The organism is Sandaracinobacteroides saxicola (assembly GCF_014117445.1).
Lineage (GTDB): Bacteria > Pseudomonadota > Alphaproteobacteria > Sphingomonadales > Sphingomonadaceae > Sandaracinobacteroides_A > Sandaracinobacteroides_A saxicola.
On the sequence record NZ_CP059851.1, the window covers coordinates 805098 to 824471 of the forward strand.

A 19374-nucleotide genomic window follows, 5' to 3' on the forward strand; every position below is an offset into this window, starting at 1 on the left:
ATGGTGCCGACAAGGGGGGACGACCCATGAAACTCAAGATTTTTGCGGCGGCGCTGCTGGCTTCGACCTTCGCAATGCCGGTGGCCGCGGCGCCGATCTATGCGCCGGTGCCGGTGGCGAACTATATCACGGTGGGGGGCACCGACTGGGCCTGGGCAAGCCCCTGCGCCTTCACCGGTGGGTGCAGCAGCATCGACCTTTCCTATCAGTCGACGCAGGGCTGGCGGACGCCGACGCGGGTCGAGTGGGCGGCGCGTCCGACCGTGCTCGATTTCGCTGGCAAGTGCGCGAGCGCCTGGTTCGACAACAGCTACAGCCACTGCGATTTCGGCGATCCGGACTTTCCGGGGGTGGCGATGCCCGGCGTGCAGCCGACCGGCGTGATCTGGGACTTCGGCTATGGCACCAGCAACTATCAGGGCTATGAGGGCCTGGCCGAAACTTGGCTGGTGCGCGGTGCGGCGGTGCCCGAGCCGGCGACCTGGGCGATGATGATCGCCGGGTTCGGCCTGGTGGGCTTTGCCGCGCGTCGTCGGGCTGCTGTCGCCGCCTGATTTCCCATAGGTCGAAAGGGCCGCCTTCCGAGAGGTAGGCGGCCTTTTTCATGTCAGCGTGCGGCCGACCCAGCGGACGCGGCCGATGATCTCGACATCGGCGGGATCGACATTGTCGTAGCTGGGGTAGCTGCTGTTGTCGCTGCGGATGCTGAGGCGGCGGGTGGCGGGGTGGAGCGACAGGCGTTTCACCAGCAGCGCGCCATCGACGCGGATGACATAGATGCCGTCGCGCAGACGGGCGCTGTCGGCGGTGTCGACGATGATCTGGTCGCCATCGGACAGGGTGGGGAACATCGAATCGCCGGTGACGGTGATGGCCGACAACGCGGTGGGGTTGGCGGACGCCAGGGTGCGGGCGTAGCGCGGCTCGAACAGCAGGGCGGCGGTGTGCTTTTCCGAATCGGGATCGGTGCCGTCGCCGGCGCTGGCGCCGACATCGAGAAAGGGAATCGCCAGCGCGGATTGTGGCGATGGATAGGAAATTGACGAGGGCAGGAGCGATTCGGCGGGCGGGCGCGCGGGCGCCGACTCGGGTGCGCCGAGCTGGCTTTCGGGAATGCCGAAATGCTGCGCCAGTCGCTTGCGGTCGAGCTCGGACAGGCGGCGCGGCACGCCACGCTTGATAAATTGTTGAATATAGGCAGGGTTTCTTCCGATGATGCGGGAAAGCGAGGCATAGTCCGACCCCCGGTCCCTGATCATGCGGTCGAGCCGCTGCCGAATGTCGGCATTGTGCATGCGGTTGACCTCCTCTCCTGATCCCCGCGCGGCGCTTCATACGCCTCATTTTTTACCTAGACTAGTAGGAAAATGCCTCTCATTCTTTCCCTATCGAGTCGGGACAGGTGCCCCGGATCGCGCGGACAGGGACGCTGGGAGTGGGCTTGCACCGGGCCAAGGAGAAAATGGGAATGTCGCTGTTGTTGAAAATCGAGCGGGTGCTGCGGGCGAGCGGGGAAAGCCCCTCGCGCTTTGGGCGCAGGATCGCGAACGACCCGCGGCTGGTGCACGACCTGCGCCGCGGGCGGAATGTGGGGCCGCGGCTGGCGCAGCGGATCGAGACGCAATTGTCGGTGGTGACGCTGCAACCGGGAGACACGCCATGCGCCATGCATTGAATCCGGTGCACGCCGGCCTGCTGCGCGGGCTGCGGGCGATGCTGCGGCGCGACGCGCTGCTGGCGAACTGGCTGGAGCCGGCGGCCGGGGGACTGCCGGGGCTGGTGGTGGAGGATTTCGACTGTGTGCCCTGGGCCAGCCTGAACTTCGCCGGGTTCCGGCACCGGCTGATGCTGCGGCTGACCGGCGAGGCGGCGGCGGTGATGGCGGCGCGGGCGCGGCTGGAGGCGCTGCTGGTGGAACCGGAGCTGACGACGGCGGGCCATGTGCTGATCGAGATGGCGGTGGAGGCGGCGGAGGAAGCGGCGCTGCCGGACGGTCGGGTGGTGCTGGGCCTGGAGATCGCGGCGCTGACCATCGCGGAATGATTTGAGGCGCGCTCAGAAGATGGTTGCAAAACCCCGCGAAGGGCGTAGAAACTGAGTCTCAATCAGATTGAGGCGCGATCATGGTGCGGCCGGGGGTGATGGGAAGCGTGTTGCTGCTGGCGGCGTGCGGGTCGGAGCCGCCGCCGGCGCCGGTTCCCGAGGCGGTGCCGGTGACGTTGATGACGGTGGGCCCGCGGGAGGGCGCGGGCGCGCTGGAGGTGGTGGGGACGGTGCGGCTGAAGCGGGAAACGCCGCTGGCCTTCACCAGCGCGGGGCAGGTGCGCGGCATCACTGTGCGCGAAGGCGACCGGGTGGCGGCCGGCGCGCTGCTGGCGACGCTGGATACGGGCCCGCTGGATGCGGCGGCGGCGGCCGCGGCGGCGGATGCGGCACGGGCCGCGGCCGACCTGAAACGGGCGCAGCGCCTGGTGGCGCAGGGCTGGGTGAGCCAGGCACGGGTGGAGAGCGCGCAGGCGGCCGCGCGGTCCAGCGAGGCGGCGCTGAGTGCGGCGCGGTTCAACCAGCGCAATGGCCGGATCGTGGCGCCGACAGCGGGCATCATCCTGCGGCGGGCAGCCGAGCCGGGACAGGCGCTGGCGGCGGGGACTCCGGTGCTGGTGCTGGGCGAGTTCGCCAGCGGTTATGTGGTGCGGTTGCCGCTGTCGGAATCGCAGATGGCGGGCGTGCGGATGGGGCAGGCGGCGCGGGTGACGCTGGAGAGCAGGCCGGCGCCGCTGACCGGCGTGGTGAGCGAGATTGCCGGACGGGCGGACGAGCGCAGCGGCACCTTCATGGTGGAGGTGCGGCTGCCGGCGGATGCGGCGCTGCGGTCGGGCATGGTGGGGCGGGCCACGCTGATGACCGGCGGCGGCGACGGCCCGCTGCTGCTGCCGGCGACGGCGGTGTTCGCGGCGCGGGCGGAGGAAGGGTTCGTCTGGCGCGATGAGGGCGGCGTGGTACGGGCGCGTAGGGTGGCGCTGGGGCCGGTGCGCAGCGAGGGCGTGGTGGTGACGGCGGGGCTGGCACCGGGCGACCGGATCGTGCGCACGGGCATCGACCGGTTGAGCGAGGGGGCGAAGGTCAGGCCGGTGCCGGCGCGATGATCAATTCGATCATCGGCTTTGCCGTGCTGCGCTGGCAGCTGACGCTGGTGGCGTTCGCGCTGCTGGCGGCGCTGGGGGCGCAGGCGTTCCTGTCGATCCCGCGCTCGGTTGATCCGCATTTCCCGATTCCGGTGATCGTGGTGGTGGCGATCCAGCCGGGCGCCGACCCGGAGGATCTGGAACAGACGGTGGCGAAGCCGATCGAGCAGGTGCTCTATGGGCTGGACAATATCACCAAGGTGGCAAGCAGCAGCTCCAACGGGCAGGCGGTGATCAGCGCCGAGTTCAGCTGGGCGAGCGATCCCGAGCGCGATTATGACCAGGCGGTGCGGGAGGTGAACGCGATCCGCGCGCAGCTGCCGGCGGGGCTGGCTCGGCTGGAGTTCCGCAAGGTGCGGACGACGGAATCGGCGGTGGTGCAATATGCGCTGGTGTCGCCGGACGCGAGCTGGCGCCGGATGGAGAAGGTGGCGAAGGACCTGAAGGAGCGGTTCCAGCGGGTCGATGGCGTGCGCACGGCGACGGTGTGGGGGCTGCCGAAGCCGGAGGTGGAGGTGGTGGTCGACCTGGGGCGGCTGGCGGAATATGCGCTGCCGGTCAGCGCGGTGACCGATGCGCTGCGGCTGGGGGGCAGCGACCTGCCGGCCGGATCGGTGCGGGTTGGGGAGGCCCGATTCAACGTGAAGGCGGGCGGGGCGTTTCGCACGCTGGCCGAGGTGAAGGCGGTGCCGGTGCGGGCGGAGGGCGGCCGGCTGGTGCGGGTGGGGGATGTCGCCGACGTGCGCTGGGGCACGGAGGAGCGGCCGCACATCACCCGGCTGAACGGCGAGCGGGCGGTGTGGGTGACGGCGACGCAGAAGGACAATGTGAACGTCCTGGACGTGCGCAACGGGCTGGTGGCGAGCGCGGACGAATATCGCTCCATCCTGCCGCCGGACATGAAGCTGGTGCTGGGGTTCGACCAGAGCGACGACATTTCGCGCAAGCTGGCGCAGCTGGGGCGGGATTTCGCGATCGCGCTGGCGATCGTGCTGGTGACGCTGCTGCCGCTGGGGCCGCGGGCGAGCCTGGTGGTGATGATGTCCGTGCCGCTGAGCCTCGCCATCGGCGTGCTGGTGGTGAACCTGATCGGCTACACGCTCAACCAGCTGGTGATCGCGGGGTTCATCCTGGCGCTGGGGCTGCTGGTGGATGATTCGATCGTGGTCGTGGAGAATATCGCGCGCCACCTGCGCATGGGGATGACACGGGTGCAGGCGGCGCTGGCGGGGACGCGGCAGATCGCGGTGGCGGTGATTGGCTGCACCGCGGTGCTGGTGTTCGCCTTCCTGCCGCTGGCCTTCCTGCCGGAGGGCGCGGGCAAGTTCACGCGGGGGCTGCCCGTCAGCGTGATCGCCACGGTGGTTGCGTCCATGTTCGTGGCGCTGACCATCATTCCGTTCCTGGCGAGCCGGCTGCTGCCGAAAAACGAGCCGGAGCATGGCAACCGGTTCCTGCAGGTGGTGCAGGGCGGCATCCACCGATTCTATCAGCCGGTGCTGCACTGGGCGCTGGAGAAGCCGAAGATCGCGCTGGCGGCGGCGATGGCGCTGTGCATCCTGGCGCTGGGGCTGATCCCGGTGTTGGGCAGCAGCCTGTTCCCGCCGGCGGACACGCCATACTTCCTGGTGGAGGTGCAGGCGCCGGAGGAGGCGGAGAAGAACCAGACGGCGCGGGCGGTGGCCTATGTCGAGGAGGTGCTGAAGGGCGAGCCGGAGGTGGTGAACCGGCTGGCGAACGTCGGCCGGGGCAATCCGCAGGTGTTCTACAATGTGCGGGAGATCGCGCAGAAGAGCAATTATGGCGCGGTGCTGGCGGTGCTGGATGAATGGCGGCCGGCGACCGGCCCGGCGCTGCTGGCGCGGGTGCGGGCGAAATTCTCGGCCTATCCGGATGCGCGGATCACGGTTTCGCTGTTCCAGAATGGCGCGCCGATCGACGCGCCGATCGTGTGGTACATCAACGGGCCGCAGCTGGACGTGATCAAGGCGCTGTCGCGGAAGGTTGAAGGCGCGATGAAATCGGTGGCGGGGGTGCGCGACGTGCGCAACCCGCTGGCATTCGACCGGGTGGATGTGGCGCTGGGGCTGGATGCGGATCGCGCCGCGCTGTTGGGGGTGGCGCCGGCGGCGGCGCGCCGGGTGACGCGGCTGGCGCTGGCGGGGGAGGCGGCGGGGCGGTTCCGCGACGACGAGGGCGACAGCTATGACGTGATGGTGCGGCTGGCGCCCGCGGACCCGGCGGCGATGGGCGCCTATCAGACGCTGGATGCGTTGCAGCGGGTGTTCGTGCCGTCGATCAACGGCGCGGCGGTGCCGCTGTTGCAGGTGGCGACGCCGCAACTGGTGAGCGGGCCGCCGAGCATCAACCGCTATCTGCAACAGCGCAGCGTGGCGGTGACGGCGAATGTCGAGCAGGGTTTCGTGACGGGCAAGGTGGGGTCGGACGTGGCGGCGAAGGTGCGGGCGCTGCCGCTGCCGGCGGGCTATTCGGTCAGCATCGGCGGCGAGGCGGAGGCGCGCAGCCGCAGCTTTTCCGGGCTGGGCGGGATCATCATGCTGACGGTGTTCGGCATCCTGGGCATCTTGGTGCTGGAGTTCGGGCGCTTCCGCGAGACGCTGGTGGTGGTGGGGGTGATTCCGCTGGGCATGTTCGGCGGGTTGATCGCGCTGTGGGCGAACGGGATGTCGATCAGCTATACCGCGATCATCGGCTTCGTGGCGCTGATCGGGATTGAAATAAAAAACAGCATTTTGCTGGTGGATTTCACCGGGCAGTTGCGGGCGCAGGGGATGGAATTGCGCGAGGCGATCGAGCGGGCGGGCGAGGTGCGGTTCCTGCCGGTGCTGCTGACCAGCGTGACGGCCATCGGGGGCCTGCTGCCGCTGGCCGTCAGTGGCTCGGGGCTTTACGGGCCTTTGGCCTGGGTGATCATCGGCGGCCTGGTGAGTTCCACGCTGCTGAGCCGGGTGGTGACTCCGGTGATGTATCTGCTGCTGGTGCGGAAGGCGCCGCCGGTTACGGCCGAAGCCGGCGCAGAAGCAACGCCGTGAGGGCGCCGATGCCCAGGCCGATGACGACGCCGAGCGAGGGCTGCGCCTGCCAATAGCCGACGGCGGCGCCGATCAGCAGGCCGAGGGTGAGGAAGATGCCGAAGCCGGTGTCACGCATGGGGGTGCTTTGGCGGCGGGCGCGGGGTTTGGCAACGGGTTGCGACAGGCTCATCCTTCGACAGGCTCTGGATGAGCGGGTCAGCAGGCGCTTGTGGGGAGGCCCCCTCCCGCTCGCTGGCGCGAGTCGCCTCCCCCACAAGTGGGGGAGGGGCTTGAGGAAGATCAATAGTCTCTAGTCCAGCGGACGTTGACGCTGCTGCCGCCGATGGTGCTGACCTGGCTGAGGATGGAGAGGCTGCGGCTGAGCGCGACCTGGACCTGGGTGGCGGTGTAGCCGGCGGCGTCGCTGGCGACCTCGACATAGACGCGGCGGCCGACATATTGCCCGGCGGCGACAGCGGTCTTGCGGCGGATGGCGGTGTCGGCGGGGAGGATGCGCAGGCGGTCGATGCCGACGATGCGGCGCACGGTGTTGACCGGGTTCAAGGCGCCCTGGCCGCCCTGGCGCAGGGTGGCGAGCGCGCCGGCGAGCTGCACCGCCTCGGGCGCGGAGAGCGTGCTGATGCTGCTGCCGAACAGCAGGCGGGCGAGAATCTCGTCCTCGGGCAGGCTGGGCAGGCTGCTGAAGGCGATCTGCGGTTTTTCCGCTGTGCCGCTGATGCGCAGCGTGGCGGTGAGGCCCTGCGCGCTGCTTTCCGCGACGATGTCGAGCGCCGGGTCGGGCGGGTTGCTGCCGTTGAAGCGGATCTCGCCGCGGCGGATGTCGAAACGCTTGCCGGCGAAATCATAGGCGCCGCTGACCAGCTGGGCGCGGCCTTCGAGCACGGGGCGGGAGGCGGTGCCGCCGACGCGCAGCGTTCCGCGCCACTCGCTGTCGAGGCCGAGGCCGGCGACGCGGACGGCGCCCGGCGCGTCGAGGGTGAGGGCGAGCGCCCAGTTGGTTTCGGGGGCGGGGGGCGGCTCCACCTGGTCGGGGTCGATGATGACGATGGGTGTCAGCTCGGTGGCGCTGGGGCGGCCGAAGCGGATGCGGGCGTTGGCGATGGCGAGGGCGCCGCCGATGCGGCCGCCGCGCGGGCCATAGGAGAGGGTGAGGGTGCCGGAGCCGGTGGCGCGGAAATCGTCGCGCGCCAAGAGCGGCGCCCGGTCCAGCCGCAGGTTGACGGTGGACGCGAAGCCTTCGGCGCTGGCGAGGCCGAGGCTGCCGCCGCCGCTGACGCTGCCGCCGCCGATGCGGCCGGCGAGGCGGTCGAGGCGAAGCTGATCGCCCTCGAAGCGGCCGGCCAGCGCCAGCTCGGTGGCGGCGAGGCCGAGCGCCGGGATCTCGGCGCGCAGCGCGCTGCTGCCGACGGTGCCGCGCGTGTCGGGGCGGGCGAGCGTGCCGGTGGCGTCGAGGCTGAGGGCGACGGGGCCGGTGAGCTGGACAGCCTCGCTGCCGACCAGCGGCCAGAGCGTTTCGGCGGGGCCGTTCCAGCGCAGGTTGGCGGTGAGGCGGCTGTCCGCCAGGCTGCGGGCGGCGTTGATGAGGGCCTGGCCACGACCGATGACGACGCCCTGACGCGCGGCGACGAGGCGGACCGCCAGCGCCTCCCGCGTGCCGTCGAAGCCCAGCGCGGCGTCGAGTGCCGGCTGCCCCAGCGCCCCCAGGCCGGCGATCCGCAGCGTGCCGCGCGCCGCCGGAAGCCCGCTGCCGCTGCCGGACAGGGCGACGGCGCCGGACGCGCGGCCGGCGAGTTGCAGCGCGGTGAGCGGGAGGGCGCTGGCGGCGAGGTCGGCGCGCCAGCCGCTCTGGGAGGCGCTGCCGGCGAGCGTGAGGCTGCCATCGCCGATGCGCAGCGCGGCGGGGTCGAGCGTCCAGACGCTGTCATTGCGGCGGGCGGTGAGCGGGGCTTCGAGGCGGATGGCCTGGCCGGCGAGGCTGCCGCTGCCGCTGATGCGGGCGCGGTCGTCATCCGCGCTGGCGCTGAGGTCGAGAGCGAAGCGGTTGTCGGTGCCGGTCGCCAGCAGGCGGGCATTGTTGTTGCCGGGCGCGAGGCGGAGCGCGAGGCTGGCGTTGCGGACCGGGACGCGGCCGACGAGGGCGCGTTGCAGGGCGATGTCGAGGCTGCCGCGCGGGCGGTTGCTGGCGTCCAGCGTCAGGCTGCCCCCCAGGCTGCCGCTGCCGCTGATCGTGGCGAAGGGCGTGTCCAGCCCGCCGGCGAGGGTGAGGGCGGGGGTGATGCGCTGCTCGCCGGCGTCGGCATCGAAGCGGACGCTGCCGGCAAGCGCGCCGGCGACGCCGAGCGTGCCGCGCGCCAGGCCGTCGCCGAGCGCCAGGCGGCCGCTGGCGCTGGTGTCGGCCATGTTCAGGCGGGCGATGTCGGCGAGCGCGCCCTGCGGGGTGAGGAGCAGCGCGCCGGTGGCGGTGGCAGGGCCGAGGGGGGAGGTGGCGGTGGCGGTGACGCTCCAGCCGTCGGGGTTGGGCAGCAGGGTGGCGGCGAGGTCGCGGCTGGCGAGGCCGGGATCGGCAAGCGCGATGTCCAGCCGGGGACGGGTGAGCGGGCCATCGAGGGCGAGGCGGGTGGAGCCGAAGCGGCGGCTGCGGCCGGCGGTGACGGCGACGACGCGACCGCCATCGAAGCGCGTGGCGCTGCCGGACAGGTTGAGGCCGGGGCTGGCGAGGCGGAGACTGTCGAGCCGGAGCAGGCTGGTGGGAGGCCAGAACAGCGTGCCGCTGAGGCTGGTGGGGCCTTCGAGCAGCCAGTTGAAGAAGCCGGGGTCGAGGCGGGCGATGGTGGCGGTGACGGGCCCGGTGAGGCGGACGCCGCGCTCGAGGGGATCGGGGCGGGCGAGCAGGCGGCCCTGGATGCGGGCGGCGCCGATGTCCGGGATGTCGTAGCGCGGGATGAGGGGGGTGAAGGCGACGCTGTAGTCGCCGTCGACGAGGCTGATGCGGCCGCTGCCCTGGGCGGTGGCGCGGTCGGTGCGGGCGCGCAGCGCGGTGCTGGTGAGCGCGCCGTTCTGCACGATGAGCGGCGCTTCGAGCACGAAATTGGTGAAAAAGGGAGCGAGGTCGGCGCCGGTGCCGCTGATCTGCCGGGCCTCCAGGCGGGCGGGAATGGTGAGCGGGCGCTGGCCCAGGCGAAGACTGCCGCGGCCGGTGACGGTTTCGAAGCCGGTGCTGCCGAGCGCCAGGCGCGGCGCTGCGAGGGTGAAGCGGAGCTGGGCGTTGCGCGCCGGGCCGGTAAGGGTGAAGGGGGCGGTGAGCGGCCCGCCGGTCATGCGGCGGATGAGGGCGGCGGGGTCGGTGACGCGGAGCAGGCCCTGGGCGGCGAGGGCGGAATCGGCGCGGTCGAGGCTTCCCTGGGCGGTGAGCCGGGCGACGCCGGAGCGGACGGCAAGGTCGGCGACATAGCGTTCGGGCGTGACGGTGAGGGTCGCGTCCAGCCGCAGTCCGGGAGCGGAAAGACGGGCTGGGGCGCCGCTGAGCAGCGGGGCGGGCGCCGCCTCGCCCGAGAGGCGGAAGCGGCCGTCGCGCGCGCTGATGCTGAGGTCGGCCAGCGGCACGGCGCGGCTGGTGGCGACGATGCGGCCGACCCAGCTGCTCCAGCGGCCGCTGCCGGCGAGCGCGAGATCGAGCGGCAGGCGGACGTCGATCAGGCGGGAGAGCGGACCGTTGCCGCTGCTCGACAGGCGGGCGCTGGTCTGGAACCGGTCGCGGGCCGGTTCGACATCGATGTCGACGAGCAGGCGGTCGCCGCCGTCGCTGGCGTTGGTGTCGAGCTTCAGCAGCGCCCGGCCGGCGCGGAGGTCGGCGCTGCCGCTGACCGCCAGGGCGGGCAGCCGGTCGGCGGGGGGGCCGACATCGAGGCGGGCGATCCGGAGCTTGCCGACGAAGATGTCGAGGTTGGGGAAGAGGGGCGCGTTGGGATCGGTGCGCAGCTGCGGCCGGCGCCAGACGCGGATTTCGGCGGCACGCAGGCTGCGCAGGCGGAGCGCGTTCTGGAGGAGCGCGGCCGGATCCCATTCGAGCGCGACGGCGGGCGCGGTGAGCCAGACGCCGCGCGGGTCCGAAAGGACGAGGTCGTGCAGGGTGAGGGCGCGGAACAGGCTGCCTTCGATGCGGCCGATGCGGACCTTCAGGCCGGATTCGGGGGCGGCGGCGGCGATGCGATCCGCGAGCCAGGCGCGGCCGCGGGGCGTGTCCAGCGCGCTGATGGCGAGCCATACGGCGAGCGCCGCGACGAGGGTGAGGCCGATGACCCCGAAAAAAAGGCGGCGGAGCCAGCGCATCAGAACGCCTGGCCGATGGAGACGTAGAAGCCGACGGTCGGCTCGCCGGGCTTGCGTTTCAGCGGCGTGGCGACGTCGATGCGGATCGGGCCGAATTGCGTGTAATAGCGTGCGCCGATGCCGGCGCCGAAGCGGAGCGTGTCGAGGCGGGGGAGGCCCTCGTCGGCGACCTGGCCGGCGTCCAGGAAGGGGACGATGCCGAAATCGCCGACGCGGATGCGCGCCTCGACGCTGGCTTCGGCGAGCGAGCGGCCGCCGAGCGGAATGTTGTCGGTGGATTTGGGGCCGATGTCCTGGAAGCCGAAACCGCGCACCGAGCCGCCGCCGCCGGCGTAGAAGCGGCGGGAAGGGGCGAGATCGAGGCGGGAGGCGCCGAGGATGGTGCCGAGCCGCAGCCGCCCGGCGAAGACGACGCGCTCGGCGGGAAGATAGGCGCTGCCGTCCGCCTGCACGCGGACATAGGGTTTCTGTGGGTTCTGCAGGCTGTATTCGGGGCTGATGCGGGTGGAGAGGCGCCAGCCGCGCGTCGGGTCGAGCAGGTCGTCGCTGCGGTCGAGCGCCACGGTGACGGGAAGCGCGAGCAGGTAGAATTGGCGGCGGTTGGGGGTGCCGAGGCTGCGGTCCTCCTCGCTGGTGCCGATGACCTGGGCGGCGACGCTGTAGGTGAAGGGTTTCTGCCAGATGATGTTGGTTTCGCGCTCCAGCCCCAGCGAGGTTTCGAAGCCGCGCGCGGCGAAGGCATCGAAGCGGGAATCGCTGTAGGCGGCGCGGGCGACGAGCGTGCGGTCGCGCTGGCGGAAGTTGCGGCGGCGGTATTCCAGCGCGGCGACCTGCTCGCGGTCCCCGACCGTGCCGCGCACGGTCAGGCCGCCTTCGGGGGGGAACAGGTTGCGGTGCTGCCAGCTCGCCTCCGCGCGAACGCCCTGCCCGGTGCCATAGCCGAGGCCGAGGGCGACGGTGCGCGGCGGCGCGCGCTCGACACGCAGGATGAGGTCCACCATCTGCTCGCCCTGGGCATTGACCCCGGCGCGTTCGGCTTGCACCGAGACCAGGCCATAGAGGCCGGTGGCGATCAGCGCGCGACGGAAATCATCGATGCGGCGGCTGTCATAAAGGTCGCCGCGGCGAAAGCGGGCGAGGCCGGCGACATGGCGGGCGTTGAGCACCTGCGGGCCATCGAGGCGGATGTCGCGGATGCGGGACCGGGGCCCGGGGTTGACGGCAAGGGTCAGCATGGCGGTGCGGCGCTCATGATCGAGGCGGAGCGCCGGAGGCGCGGTTTCGACGAAGGGATAGCCGCGCTGTGGCAATGCGACCGACAGGCGGGCGAGGGCGGCGGCGATGGTGCCGTTGTCGGCGGGCGCGCCGGGCGCGAGGGCGAGGGCGTCGCGGGCGGCGGTCGCGTCCTCCGGCGGCAATGCGGCGTCGAGCGTGACGGCGGACAGGGTGTAGCGCGGGCCGGGCGTGACGGCGAGCGTGGCGGTGAAGGGCGCATCCGGGCCCGGATCGACGCGCAGGCTGGAATCGATGGTGGCGCCGAACCAGCCGGCGGCGCGAAGTTCGTTCAGCAGCAGCAGGCGGTCATCGCGCAGCCGGCGCTCCGCCAGCCCGCGCGTGCCGGGGTCCCGGCCTTCGCGCAACAGCAGCGAGGCTTCGCGGAAGCGGCTGTTGACCGCGGCATCGGGCAGGCCCGTGACGATCAGGCGGGTGGCGCGGTCGGCAGCGGCGGCGCCGACCGGGGCCGCGGAAGGATCGGGGGCGGGCAGCTCGGGCCAGGGCAGGGTGACGCCCGGCAGGTCGGGCAGCGGCGGCAGCGGATCGGGGTTTTGCGCGAGCAGCGGCTGGGCGACCAGCACGGCAAGGAGGCGGGGGGTCATGCCGCGCTATCCACGGGGAGCCTGGGGTCGCCGGGGCGAGAGTGATTGCTGCGATCGCTGGGGCGATAGCTGCTTATGCGATCGCTGGGGCGACAGCTGTTGTTGCGATCGCTGGGGCGATGGCTGCTTGGGCGATCGCTGGGGCGATAGCTGCTTATGCGATCGCTGGGGCGATCGACGGGACTTGAACCCGCAACCCCCGGTACCACAAACCGGTGCTCTAACCAATTGAGCTACGACCGCCACATGGAGGATGGCTTTAATGCGGCTTGGGGGGGTTGGCAAGCCGAACGGGCGTGGCGCGTCAGGCGTTTTCCATCACGGACACGATGAAATCGGCCAGCCGCGTGGCCACGGTGCCGGTGGCCGGACGCAGGCCGAGGCTGAGGGCAAGGTCGGGAAGCGGTGGCAGGCCGGCCTCCGGCGGCAGCGGGCGGATGCCGTCGATGGCGAGCGAGCGTGGCAGCAGACCGACGCCCAGGCCGGCCCGCAGCGCCGACTGCACCCCGGCGAGGCTGGGGCTGAGCTGCGCGATGCGGGCATCGATGCCCGCGCCGTTCAGCGCCGCCAGGGCGGTGGCGCGGTAGGCGCAGGGCTCGGGCCCGGTCACCAGCTGCAGGACGGTGTTGCGCCGCAGGATCAGCTCGTCGACCGCGGCCCAGACCAGCGGCTCGCGCCACAGCACGGCCTCCGGCGCGGCGCCGATGCTGACCGTCAGCGTGATGTCCGCGCCGGGCAGGTCGGGCGCGACCGAGAGCTGCACGCGGGGGAAGGCGCGGGTGAAGCGCGACAGGATGTGGTTGAGGTGGAGGATGGTGACATCCTCGGGTGCGGCGATGCTGACCTCGCCGGCGACATCGGGTTCGGCGATGCGGGCGACCAGCTCGTCGTTGGCGGCCAGGATGCGTCGGGCATAGACCAGCAGCATGTCGCCCGACTGCGTCGGGCGGACCCCGCGGCCGCCGCGTTCGAACAGGTCGGTGCCGACCTGCTCCTCCAGCCGCTTCATTTGCAGGCTGATGGCGGACTGGGTGCGCAGCAGGCGCTGCGCGGCGCGCGTGAAGCTGCCCTGTTCGACGATGGTGACGAAACTGCGGAGCAGATCGATGTCGACGTTGCGGCGGAATGGCATTGCTGAAACCTCGTTACGATATCGTAACATTAGGGTTCATGATGTCATCGCGCAAGAAGCGGCAAATATTAAATCGTCGCTGTCAAGGACAGATTTTACAAACGCCGCGCTGCCGCGCTATTTCGCCACATTATAGGCAAGTGCGGCGTCGTCGAGCTGGAAACCCACCAGCACCTCGAAACTGGCGGCGCGGACGGCGGCGCGCACCTGCGGGTTGGCGAGCGGATCGGTGAGCGCGTCGGGATCCTCGGGCCTGCGCTCCCGGGTGATTTTGGCCTGGATGTCGTCGGGGATGCGGGTGGCGGCGCGGCTGACGTCGGCGCGGCCGCCGCTTTGCGCCTCGGCCCGCAGCTGCCCGTCGGCGAAGGTCAGGTTGACGCCGGTGACCTGTTTGGAGACGAGCACATTGCCGCCCTGCACCAGGGCGATGAACAGCGGCACATAGACCTGGGTGGCGCCGCGCGCGTCGCGGCGCTGCGCGGCGACGGTGAAGCGGACGTCGGTGGTCAGCTGTTCGGGCGTTTCCAGGCAGGTGCCGCTGAGGTTGATGATCTGGGCGGTCAGCTGGATGGCGCTGGCGTCGCGGCTTTGCGGCGGGTTGAAGCGCGTGACCTCGCCGGCGTGATAGGGGATGGCGACCGCCGGGCAGGCGGAGCGGGTGACGAGCAGCGGGTTGCGGTTGCAACCGGCGAGCAGCGCGGCGCCGGCAAGCAGCAGGACGGGGAACAGACGGGAGGAAATATGGGTCATTGCACGTCCCTTTACGGCGGGGCTTTGTCGGCGGCAAGCAATGGGGTAGAGCGCGGCACATGAAGCCAGCCTTACGCATCCTCGTCGCCGCGCCGCGCGGTTTCTGTGCCGGAGTCGACCGCGCCATCCATATCGTGGAACTGGCGCTGAAGAAGCATGGCGCACCGGTCTATGTCCGGCACGAGATCGTGCACAACAAGTTCGTGGTGGACAGCCTGCGGCGCCAGGGCGCGGTGTTCGTGGAGGAGCTGGACGAGGTGCCCGACGGCGCGCCGGTGATCTTCAGCGCGCATGGCGTGCCCAAGGCGGTGCCGGCGAACGCCGAGGCGCGCGGCCTGGACTACCTGGATGCGACCTGCCCGCTGGTGAGCAAGGTGCACCGCCAGGCGGAGCGGATGGTGGAGCAGGGGCGGCACACGCTGTTCGTGGGCCATGCCCGTCATCCCGAGGTGATCGGCACCTTCGGCCAGGTGCCGGAGGGGGCCATGACGCTGGTGGAGACGGTGGAGGATGCGGAAAATGTCGTGCCGCCGCCGGGGCCGCTGGGCTTCCTGACGCAGACGACGCTGTCCGTCGATGACACGGCGGAGATCGTGGCGACGCTGCAAAGGCGCTTTCCCGACATCCTGGGGCCCAAGGGGGAGGACATCTGCTACGCCACCTCCAACCGGCAGACGGCGGTGAAGGCGATCGCCAGCCGGTGCCAGCTGATGCTGGTGATCGGCGCCGACAACAGCAGCAATTCGCAGCGATTGCGCGAGGTGGCGGCGCGCGAGGGGGCGCGGGCGTTCCTGATCGAGCGGGCGGATCGCATCGACTGGGCCTGGTTCGAGGGCGTGGACACGCTGGGGCTGACGGCCGGGGCGAGCGCGCCGGAACTGCTGGTGCAGGAAGTGCTGGACGCGGTGCGCGGGCGGTTCGATGCCACGGTGGAGGAAGTGACGACGGCGGTGGAGCAGGTGGTGTTCAAGCTGCCGCGGTCGCTGGCGGCGTGACTGTGTGCAAATCGCCCATGCCGGTCTGCAAATCCCGATTTTCTGCGCTCCGATGCTCACGCACCTTAAGTGCGCTGCGCTTCGGTGCTCGAAAATCAGAATTTTCGCCGCGGCCTGAGCGATTTTCACACAGTCACACACGACCCAGGGCATAGCGGTCTGGTGGCGGTCTATACGCAGGTGTCGGCGGAGGCGCTGGCGGATTTTCTGACGGCTTATGATGTGGGTGACCTGGTCGCGGCGAAGGGGATCGCCGAGGGGGTGAGCAACAGCAATTATCTGGTGGAAACGACGCGGGGCCGCTTCATCCTGACGCTCTATGAGGCGCGGACGCGGGCGGAGGACCTGCCCTGGTTCGTGGCGCTGATGCGGCATCTGGCGGACGCTGGCCTGCCGGTGGCGCGACCGGTGGCGGCGCGGGATGGCGGGGCGTTGCGGCGGCTGTGCGGGCGCGATGCCTGCCTGATCGAGTTTCTGCCCGGGGTTTCGCTGAGCACGCCGACCGAAGCCCAGGCGGCGGCGGTGGCGGCCGCGATGGCGGTGATGCACCGGGCGGGGGAGGGTTTCGCGCCGCCGCGCGCGAACGAGCTGGGGCAGGCGGCCTGGCGCGGGATGGCGGAAGCGATGGGGCCGCGGCTGGAGACGATTTCGCCGGGCTTGCGGGCGCGGGTGATGGCGGAGGTGACGGCGCTGGAGGCGGCCTGGCCGCACGCGCTGCCGGGGGGCGTGATCCATGCCGACCTGTTTCCGGACAATGTGCTGATGCTGGGCGGGCGGGTGACCGGCCTCATCGATTTCTACTTCGCCTGCAACGACCTCCGCGCCTATGACCTGGCGGTGATGGAAACGGCCTGGGCGTTCGATGCGGCGGATCGGTTCCTGCCGGGCCATGCCGCGGCGTTGCGGGCGGGCTATGGCGGGTTGAATGATGCGGAGCTGGCGGCGATGCCGGTGCTGGCGCGCGGGGCCTGTCTGCGCTTTCTGCTGAGCCGGGCCCAGGACTGGCTGGACACGCCGGCAAGTGCGCTGGTGACGCGGAAGGATCCGCTGAGTTATCTGCGGCGGCTGGAGCATTATGCAAGCTGAGATGCCCGAGGTCATCATCGCGACTGATGGCGCGTGCAAGGGCAATCCGGGGCCGGGGGGCTGGGGGGCGATCCTCAGGATGGGGGCGCGGGAGAAGGAATTGAGCGGCTTCGAGGCGCATACCACCAACAACCGGATGGAGCTTCTGGCGGCGATCTCGGCGTTGAACGCGCTGACGCGGCCGTGCCGGGTGACGCTGTCGACGGACAGCGTCTATGTGCGCGACGGCATCATGAAATGGGTGCATGGCTGGATGAAGAATGGCTGGCGCACCGCCGACAAAAAGCCGGTGAAGAACAGTGATCTGTGGCAGGCACTGGTGGCGGCGACGAAGCCGCACCGCATCGAGTGGCGCTGGGTGAAGGGCCATGCCGGCGATCCGGACAATGAGCGGGCGGACGCGCTGGCCAATGCGGCGATCGCGGCGGCGCGGGAAACCGGGGGCGGCGGCGGCCGTTAGACCGGCCATGGCACTGATCCGGCGAAGCGTGACGGCGGTCATCCTGATGGCGGCGCTGGCCAGCCTGCTGTTCGCCTGCGCCACGAACTGGCCGGTGGCGTTCCGGGCGCCGCCGCTCGACCTGAACGCGCAGTTGAACCCGGCAACCGGGCGGCAGGTGAGGGCGCTGCGTGACGACGCGCCGCGCTGTGTCGCGCTGCTGGACGCGGCGGGTGCCCGCGCGACGCTGCTGCCGCCGCTGGCGGTGGGCGAGTGTGGTTATGCCGATGCCGTGCGCACGCGGGCGACCAACGATATCGTCTGGCGGCCGGCGGACCGGGCGGTCGCCTGTCCGGTGGCGGCGGCGCTGCTGTTGTGGGAGCGCGAGGTGGTGCAGCCGGCGGCGCGGCTGCACCTGCGCGAGCGGGTGACGCGGATCGATCATCTGGGCACCTACAACTGCCGGCGGATCGGCGGCCGGCCGGACGGCGATTTCAGCGAGCATGCGCGGGCGAACGCCATCGATGTGGCGGGATTCCGGCTGGCGGACGGGCGGACGGTGAGCGTGCTCCGCGACTGGCAGGGGGCGGACGCGGAAGCGCGGTTCCTGCGCGCGGTGCGCGATGGCGCCTGTCAGCTGTTCGCCACCACGCTCAGCCCGGATTATAATGCGGCGCACGCCGACCACCTGCACCTGGACATGGCGGCGCGCGGCGGCTGGTGGGGCGGGGTGTGCCAGTGACTGTTTGATTGCGGCGGCGGGCACAGAGGGTTAAAGCAGGGTTTGATTTTCCCCAAGGAACCGCAATGTCCCGCCGCAGGCAGATTTACGAAGGCAAGGCCAAGATTCTCTACGAGGGTCCGGAGCCGGGCACGATCATCCAGTATTTCAAGGACGATGCGACCGCGTTCAACGCGCAGAAAAAGGGGACGATCAACGGCAAGGGCGTGCTGAACAACCGGATCAGCGAGCATATCTTCACGCTGCTGGGGGGGATCGGCATTCCGACGCATTTCATCCGCCGGCTGAACATGCGCGAGCAGCTGGTGCGGCAGGTGGAGATCGTGCCGCTGGAGGTGGTGGTGCGCAACGTCGCCGCCGGGTCGATGTCCAAACGGCTGGGGATCGAGGAGGGGACGGCGCTGCCCCGGACGATCGTGGAATATTATCTGAAGGATGATGCGCTGGGTGACCCGATGGTGACCGAGGAGCATATCGCCGCCTTCGGCTGGGCCGGGCAGGACGAGTTGCACGACATGGTCGACATGGCGGTCAGGATCAATGATTTCATGGCCGGGCTGTTCGCCGGCGTCGGCATTCGGCTCGTTGATTTCAAGCTGGAGTTCGGGCGGCTGTGGGAGGATGAATACAGCCGCATCATCCTGGCCGACGAAATTTCGCCCGATGGCTGCCGGCTGTGGGACATGAAGACCGGCGACAAGCTGGACAAGGACCGCTTCCGCCGTGACCTGGGGGGCGAGATGGAGGCCTATCAGGAGGTGGCGCGGCGTCTGGGGTTGCTGCCCGATGGCGCGGATTCGACCGTGCTCGACCTGGAAAGCGCGCGGAAGTCCCGCGGGCTGTGAGGCGGCCCGCGCTGCTGACGCTGCTGCTGGCGGCGCCGCTGCTGGCGCAACCAAAGCCGGTTCCAACCGTGCCGCGGCTGATGCAGCCCGAGGCGGTGATGGCCCTGCCGGCCGGAAAGCCCGCCGAGCGGATCGCCTATGGCGAGGCGCCGAGCCAGTTCGCCGAGCTGTGGCTGCCCGATGCCGCCAAGCATGGCGAGGGGCCGTGGCCTGTGGTGGCGGTGCTGCATGGTGGCTGCTGGCAGAAGCAGTTCGCCGACCTCAGCGTGATGAACCCGGCGGCGACCGACCTGGTGGCGCGCGGCTATGCCGTGTGGAACATCGAGTACCGGCGGATCGGCGAGGAAGGCGCGGGCTATCCGGGCACCTATGCCGATGTGAATGCGGCGCTGGCGAAGCTGGCGGCGGAAGCGCCGGCGCGCAAGCTGGACCTGTCCCGCGTGGCGCTGCTGGGGCATAGCGCGGGTGGGCATCTGGCGCTGTGGGCGGCGGCGCGGGAAAAATTGCCGAAGGAGCATCCGCTGCGACCGGCCGACATGCTGCCGGTGAAGGCGGTGTTCAGCCTGGGCGGCCTGGGCGATCTGAAGGATTACGCCGCAGAGGTGTGCGGGGCGGACGTGGCGGCGGCCATGACCGGCGAGAAGAGCGACGCGCGCGCGGACGTTTTTGCCGATACGTCGCCATTCGAGATGCTGCCGTTTGCGGCGCCGGTGGTGATGGCGCAGGGCATCTATGACGGCGTCAGCTATCCCGAGCTGGGGCGCAGTTTCGTGTTTCGGGCGCAGACGCGGGGGATGAAGGCGCAAATCCTTCTGCTGCCCAATGCCGGCCATTTCGAGATCATGGCGCCGGGAACGCGGGCGTGGGAAACGATCGTGACGGAACTGGGCACGCGGTTGGCGGCGCCAAAATAGTTGCGGGCCGGCGCGGCATCGCCC

At 70.7% G+C, this 19374-nt stretch carries 17 protein-coding genes and 1 tRNA gene; 11 read left to right on the plus strand and 7 right to left on the minus strand.

Features of this window, described 5'->3' with window-relative positions; all coding sequences use genetic code 11:
• The first annotated feature begins 26 nt into the window (after window positions 1-26).
• The gene (locus H3309_RS04005; RefSeq protein WP_182297486.1) at window positions 27-554 is read left to right on the plus strand and encodes a PEPxxWA-CTERM sorting domain-containing protein; all 528 of its coding nucleotides are present in this window, start codon (window positions 27-29) and stop codon (window positions 552-554) included.
• A 48-nt stretch (window positions 555-602) separates the two neighbouring features.
• On the opposite strand, the gene H3309_RS04010 is transcribed toward H3309_RS04005, so the two are convergent.
• Window positions 603-1259: a S24 family peptidase gene (locus tag H3309_RS04010; protein ID WP_243453838.1), complete on the minus strand. Its 657-nt coding sequence runs from the start codon at window positions 1257-1259 to the stop codon at window positions 603-605.
• Between the two features lie 209 nt (window positions 1260-1468).
• Here H3309_RS04010 and H3309_RS04015 point away from each other — a divergent pair, with 209 nt between their 5' ends.
• The 4 genes from H3309_RS04015 to H3309_RS04030 all read left to right on the plus strand — a co-directional run bounded on the left by H3309_RS04015 (window position 1469) and on the right by H3309_RS04030 (window position 6238).
• Window positions 1469-1675, plus strand: a complete 207-nt coding sequence (locus tag H3309_RS04015; protein ID WP_182297488.1) for a hypothetical protein — start codon at window positions 1469-1471, stop codon at window positions 1673-1675.
• Window positions 1660-2043: a hypothetical protein gene (locus H3309_RS04020; protein ID WP_182297489.1), complete on the plus strand. Its 384-nt coding sequence runs from the start codon at window positions 1660-1662 to the stop codon at window positions 2041-2043. Before H3309_RS04015 ends, H3309_RS04020 begins: the two co-directional genes overlap by 16 nt.
• Window positions 2044-2123: 80 nt before the next feature.
• Window positions 2124-3146, plus strand: coding sequence for an efflux RND transporter periplasmic adaptor subunit (locus tag H3309_RS04025; RefSeq protein ID WP_182297490.1), 1023 nt, complete (start codon window positions 2124-2126; stop codon window positions 3144-3146).
• Window positions 3143-6238, plus strand: coding sequence for an efflux RND transporter permease subunit (locus H3309_RS04030; protein WP_182297491.1), 3096 nt, complete (start codon window positions 3143-3145; stop codon window positions 6236-6238). The genes H3309_RS04025 and H3309_RS04030 overlap by 4 nt, the downstream gene beginning before the upstream one ends.
• On the opposite strand, the gene H3309_RS04035 is transcribed toward H3309_RS04030, so the two are convergent.
• From H3309_RS04035 to H3309_RS04060, 6 genes are all read right to left on the minus strand, one after another.
• Window positions 6204-6356: a hypothetical protein gene (locus H3309_RS04035; protein ID WP_182297492.1), complete on the minus strand. Its 153-nt coding sequence runs from the start codon at window positions 6354-6356 to the stop codon at window positions 6204-6206. The genes H3309_RS04030 and H3309_RS04035 overlap by 35 nt on opposite strands.
• Before the next feature lie 164 nt (window positions 6357-6520).
• Window positions 6521-10570, minus strand: coding sequence for a translocation/assembly module TamB domain-containing protein (locus H3309_RS04040; protein WP_182297493.1), 4050 nt, complete (start codon window positions 10568-10570; stop codon window positions 6521-6523).
• Window positions 10570-12447 (minus strand): autotransporter assembly complex protein TamA, encoded by a 1878-nt coding sequence (locus H3309_RS04045; protein ID WP_182297494.1) that lies wholly within the window; start codon window positions 12445-12447, stop codon window positions 10570-10572. The genes H3309_RS04040 and H3309_RS04045 overlap by 1 nt, the downstream gene beginning before the upstream one ends.
• 166 nt (window positions 12448-12613) lie before the next feature.
• Window positions 12614-12690: transfer RNA gene (locus H3309_RS04050), tRNA-His, on the minus strand.
• A 61-nt stretch (window positions 12691-12751) separates the two neighbouring features.
• A complete protein-coding gene (locus H3309_RS04055; protein WP_182297495.1) occupies window positions 12752-13579 on the minus strand; it encodes a LysR family transcriptional regulator in 828 nt (275 codons plus the stop codon).
• Window positions 13580-13696: 117 nt separating this feature from the next.
• Entirely contained in the window at window positions 13697-14329 is a 633-nt protein-coding gene (locus H3309_RS04060; RefSeq protein ID WP_243453839.1) for a hypothetical protein, read from the minus strand.
• A 59-nt stretch (window positions 14330-14388) separates the two neighbouring features.
• On the opposite strand from H3309_RS04060, the gene ispH reads away from it, so the two are divergent.
• The 6 genes from ispH to H3309_RS04090 all read left to right on the plus strand — a co-directional run bounded on the left by ispH (window position 14389) and on the right by H3309_RS04090 (window position 19350).
• On the plus strand, window positions 14389-15324 hold the full coding sequence (gene ispH / locus H3309_RS04065; RefSeq protein ID WP_182297496.1) for a 4-hydroxy-3-methylbut-2-enyl diphosphate reductase: 936 nt from the start codon (window positions 14389-14391) through the stop codon (window positions 15322-15324).
• Between the two features lie 162 nt (window positions 15325-15486).
• Window positions 15487-16410, plus strand: coding sequence for a homoserine kinase (thrB, locus tag H3309_RS04070; protein ID WP_182297497.1), 924 nt, complete (start codon window positions 15487-15489; stop codon window positions 16408-16410).
• 1 nt (window position 16411) lies between these two features.
• Window positions 16412-16870, plus strand: a complete 459-nt coding sequence (rnhA, locus tag H3309_RS04075; RefSeq protein ID WP_243453840.1) for a ribonuclease HI — start codon at window positions 16412-16414, stop codon at window positions 16868-16870.
• Window positions 16871-16877: 7 nt separating this feature from the next.
• Window positions 16878-17591 (plus strand): extensin-like domain-containing protein, encoded by a 714-nt coding sequence (locus H3309_RS04080; protein WP_182297499.1) that lies wholly within the window; start codon window positions 16878-16880, stop codon window positions 17589-17591.
• A gap of 65 nt (window positions 17592-17656) precedes the next feature.
• Window positions 17657-18436, plus strand: a complete 780-nt coding sequence (gene purC / locus H3309_RS04085) for a phosphoribosylaminoimidazolesuccinocarboxamide synthase (protein ID WP_182297500.1) — start codon at window positions 17657-17659, stop codon at window positions 18434-18436.
• A complete protein-coding gene (locus H3309_RS04090; RefSeq protein WP_182297501.1) occupies window positions 18433-19350 on the plus strand; it encodes an alpha/beta hydrolase family protein in 918 nt (305 codons plus the stop codon). Before purC ends, H3309_RS04090 begins: the two co-directional genes overlap by 4 nt.
• Window positions 19351-19374 lie beyond the last annotated feature (24 nt).

Bases quoted from the DNA above. Each gene is read 5' to 3' on its own strand.
- H3309_RS04040 (WP_182297493.1), bottom strand. From the start codon at position 10,570: ATGCGCTGGCTCCGCCGCCTTTTTTTCGGGGTCATCGGCCTCACCCTC.
- H3309_RS04020 (WP_182297489.1), top strand. From the start codon at position 1,660: ATGCGCCATGCATTGAATCCGGTGCACGCCGGCCTGCTGCGCGGGCTG.
- H3309_RS04055 (WP_182297495.1), bottom strand. From the start codon at position 13,579: ATGCCATTCCGCCGCAACGTCGACATCGATCTGCTCCGCAGTTTCGTC.
- ispH (WP_182297496.1), top strand. From the start codon at position 14,389: ATGAAGCCAGCCTTACGCATCCTCGTCGCCGCGCCGCGCGGTTTCTGT.
- H3309_RS04060 (WP_243453839.1), bottom strand. From the start codon at position 14,329: ATGACCCATATTTCCTCCCGTCTGTTCCCCGTCCTGCTGCTTGCCGGC.
- H3309_RS04045 (WP_182297494.1), bottom strand. From the start codon at position 12,447: ATGACCCCCCGCCTCCTTGCCGTGCTGGTCGCCCAGCCGCTGCTCGCG.
- H3309_RS04035 (WP_182297492.1), bottom strand. From the start codon at position 6,356: ATGCGTGACACCGGCTTCGGCATCTTCCTCACCCTCGGCCTGCTGATC.
- H3309_RS04010 (WP_243453838.1), bottom strand. From the start codon at position 1,259: ATGATCAGGGACCGGGGGTCGGACTATGCCTCGCTTTCCCGCATCATC.
- H3309_RS04080 (WP_182297499.1), top strand. From the start codon at position 16,878: ATGGCACTGATCCGGCGAAGCGTGACGGCGGTCATCCTGATGGCGGCG.
- purC (WP_182297500.1), top strand. From the start codon at position 17,657: ATGTCCCGCCGCAGGCAGATTTACGAAGGCAAGGCCAAGATTCTCTAC.
- H3309_RS04005 (WP_182297486.1), top strand. From the start codon at position 27: ATGAAACTCAAGATTTTTGCGGCGGCGCTGCTGGCTTCGACCTTCGCA.
- H3309_RS04030 (WP_182297491.1), top strand. From the start codon at position 3,143: ATGATCAATTCGATCATCGGCTTTGCCGTGCTGCGCTGGCAGCTGACG.
- H3309_RS04025 (WP_182297490.1), top strand. From the start codon at position 2,124: ATGGTGCGGCCGGGGGTGATGGGAAGCGTGTTGCTGCTGGCGGCGTGC.
- H3309_RS04015 (WP_182297488.1), top strand. From the start codon at position 1,469: ATGTCGCTGTTGTTGAAAATCGAGCGGGTGCTGCGGGCGAGCGGGGAA.
- rnhA (WP_243453840.1), top strand. From the start codon at position 16,412: ATGCCCGAGGTCATCATCGCGACTGATGGCGCGTGCAAGGGCAATCCG.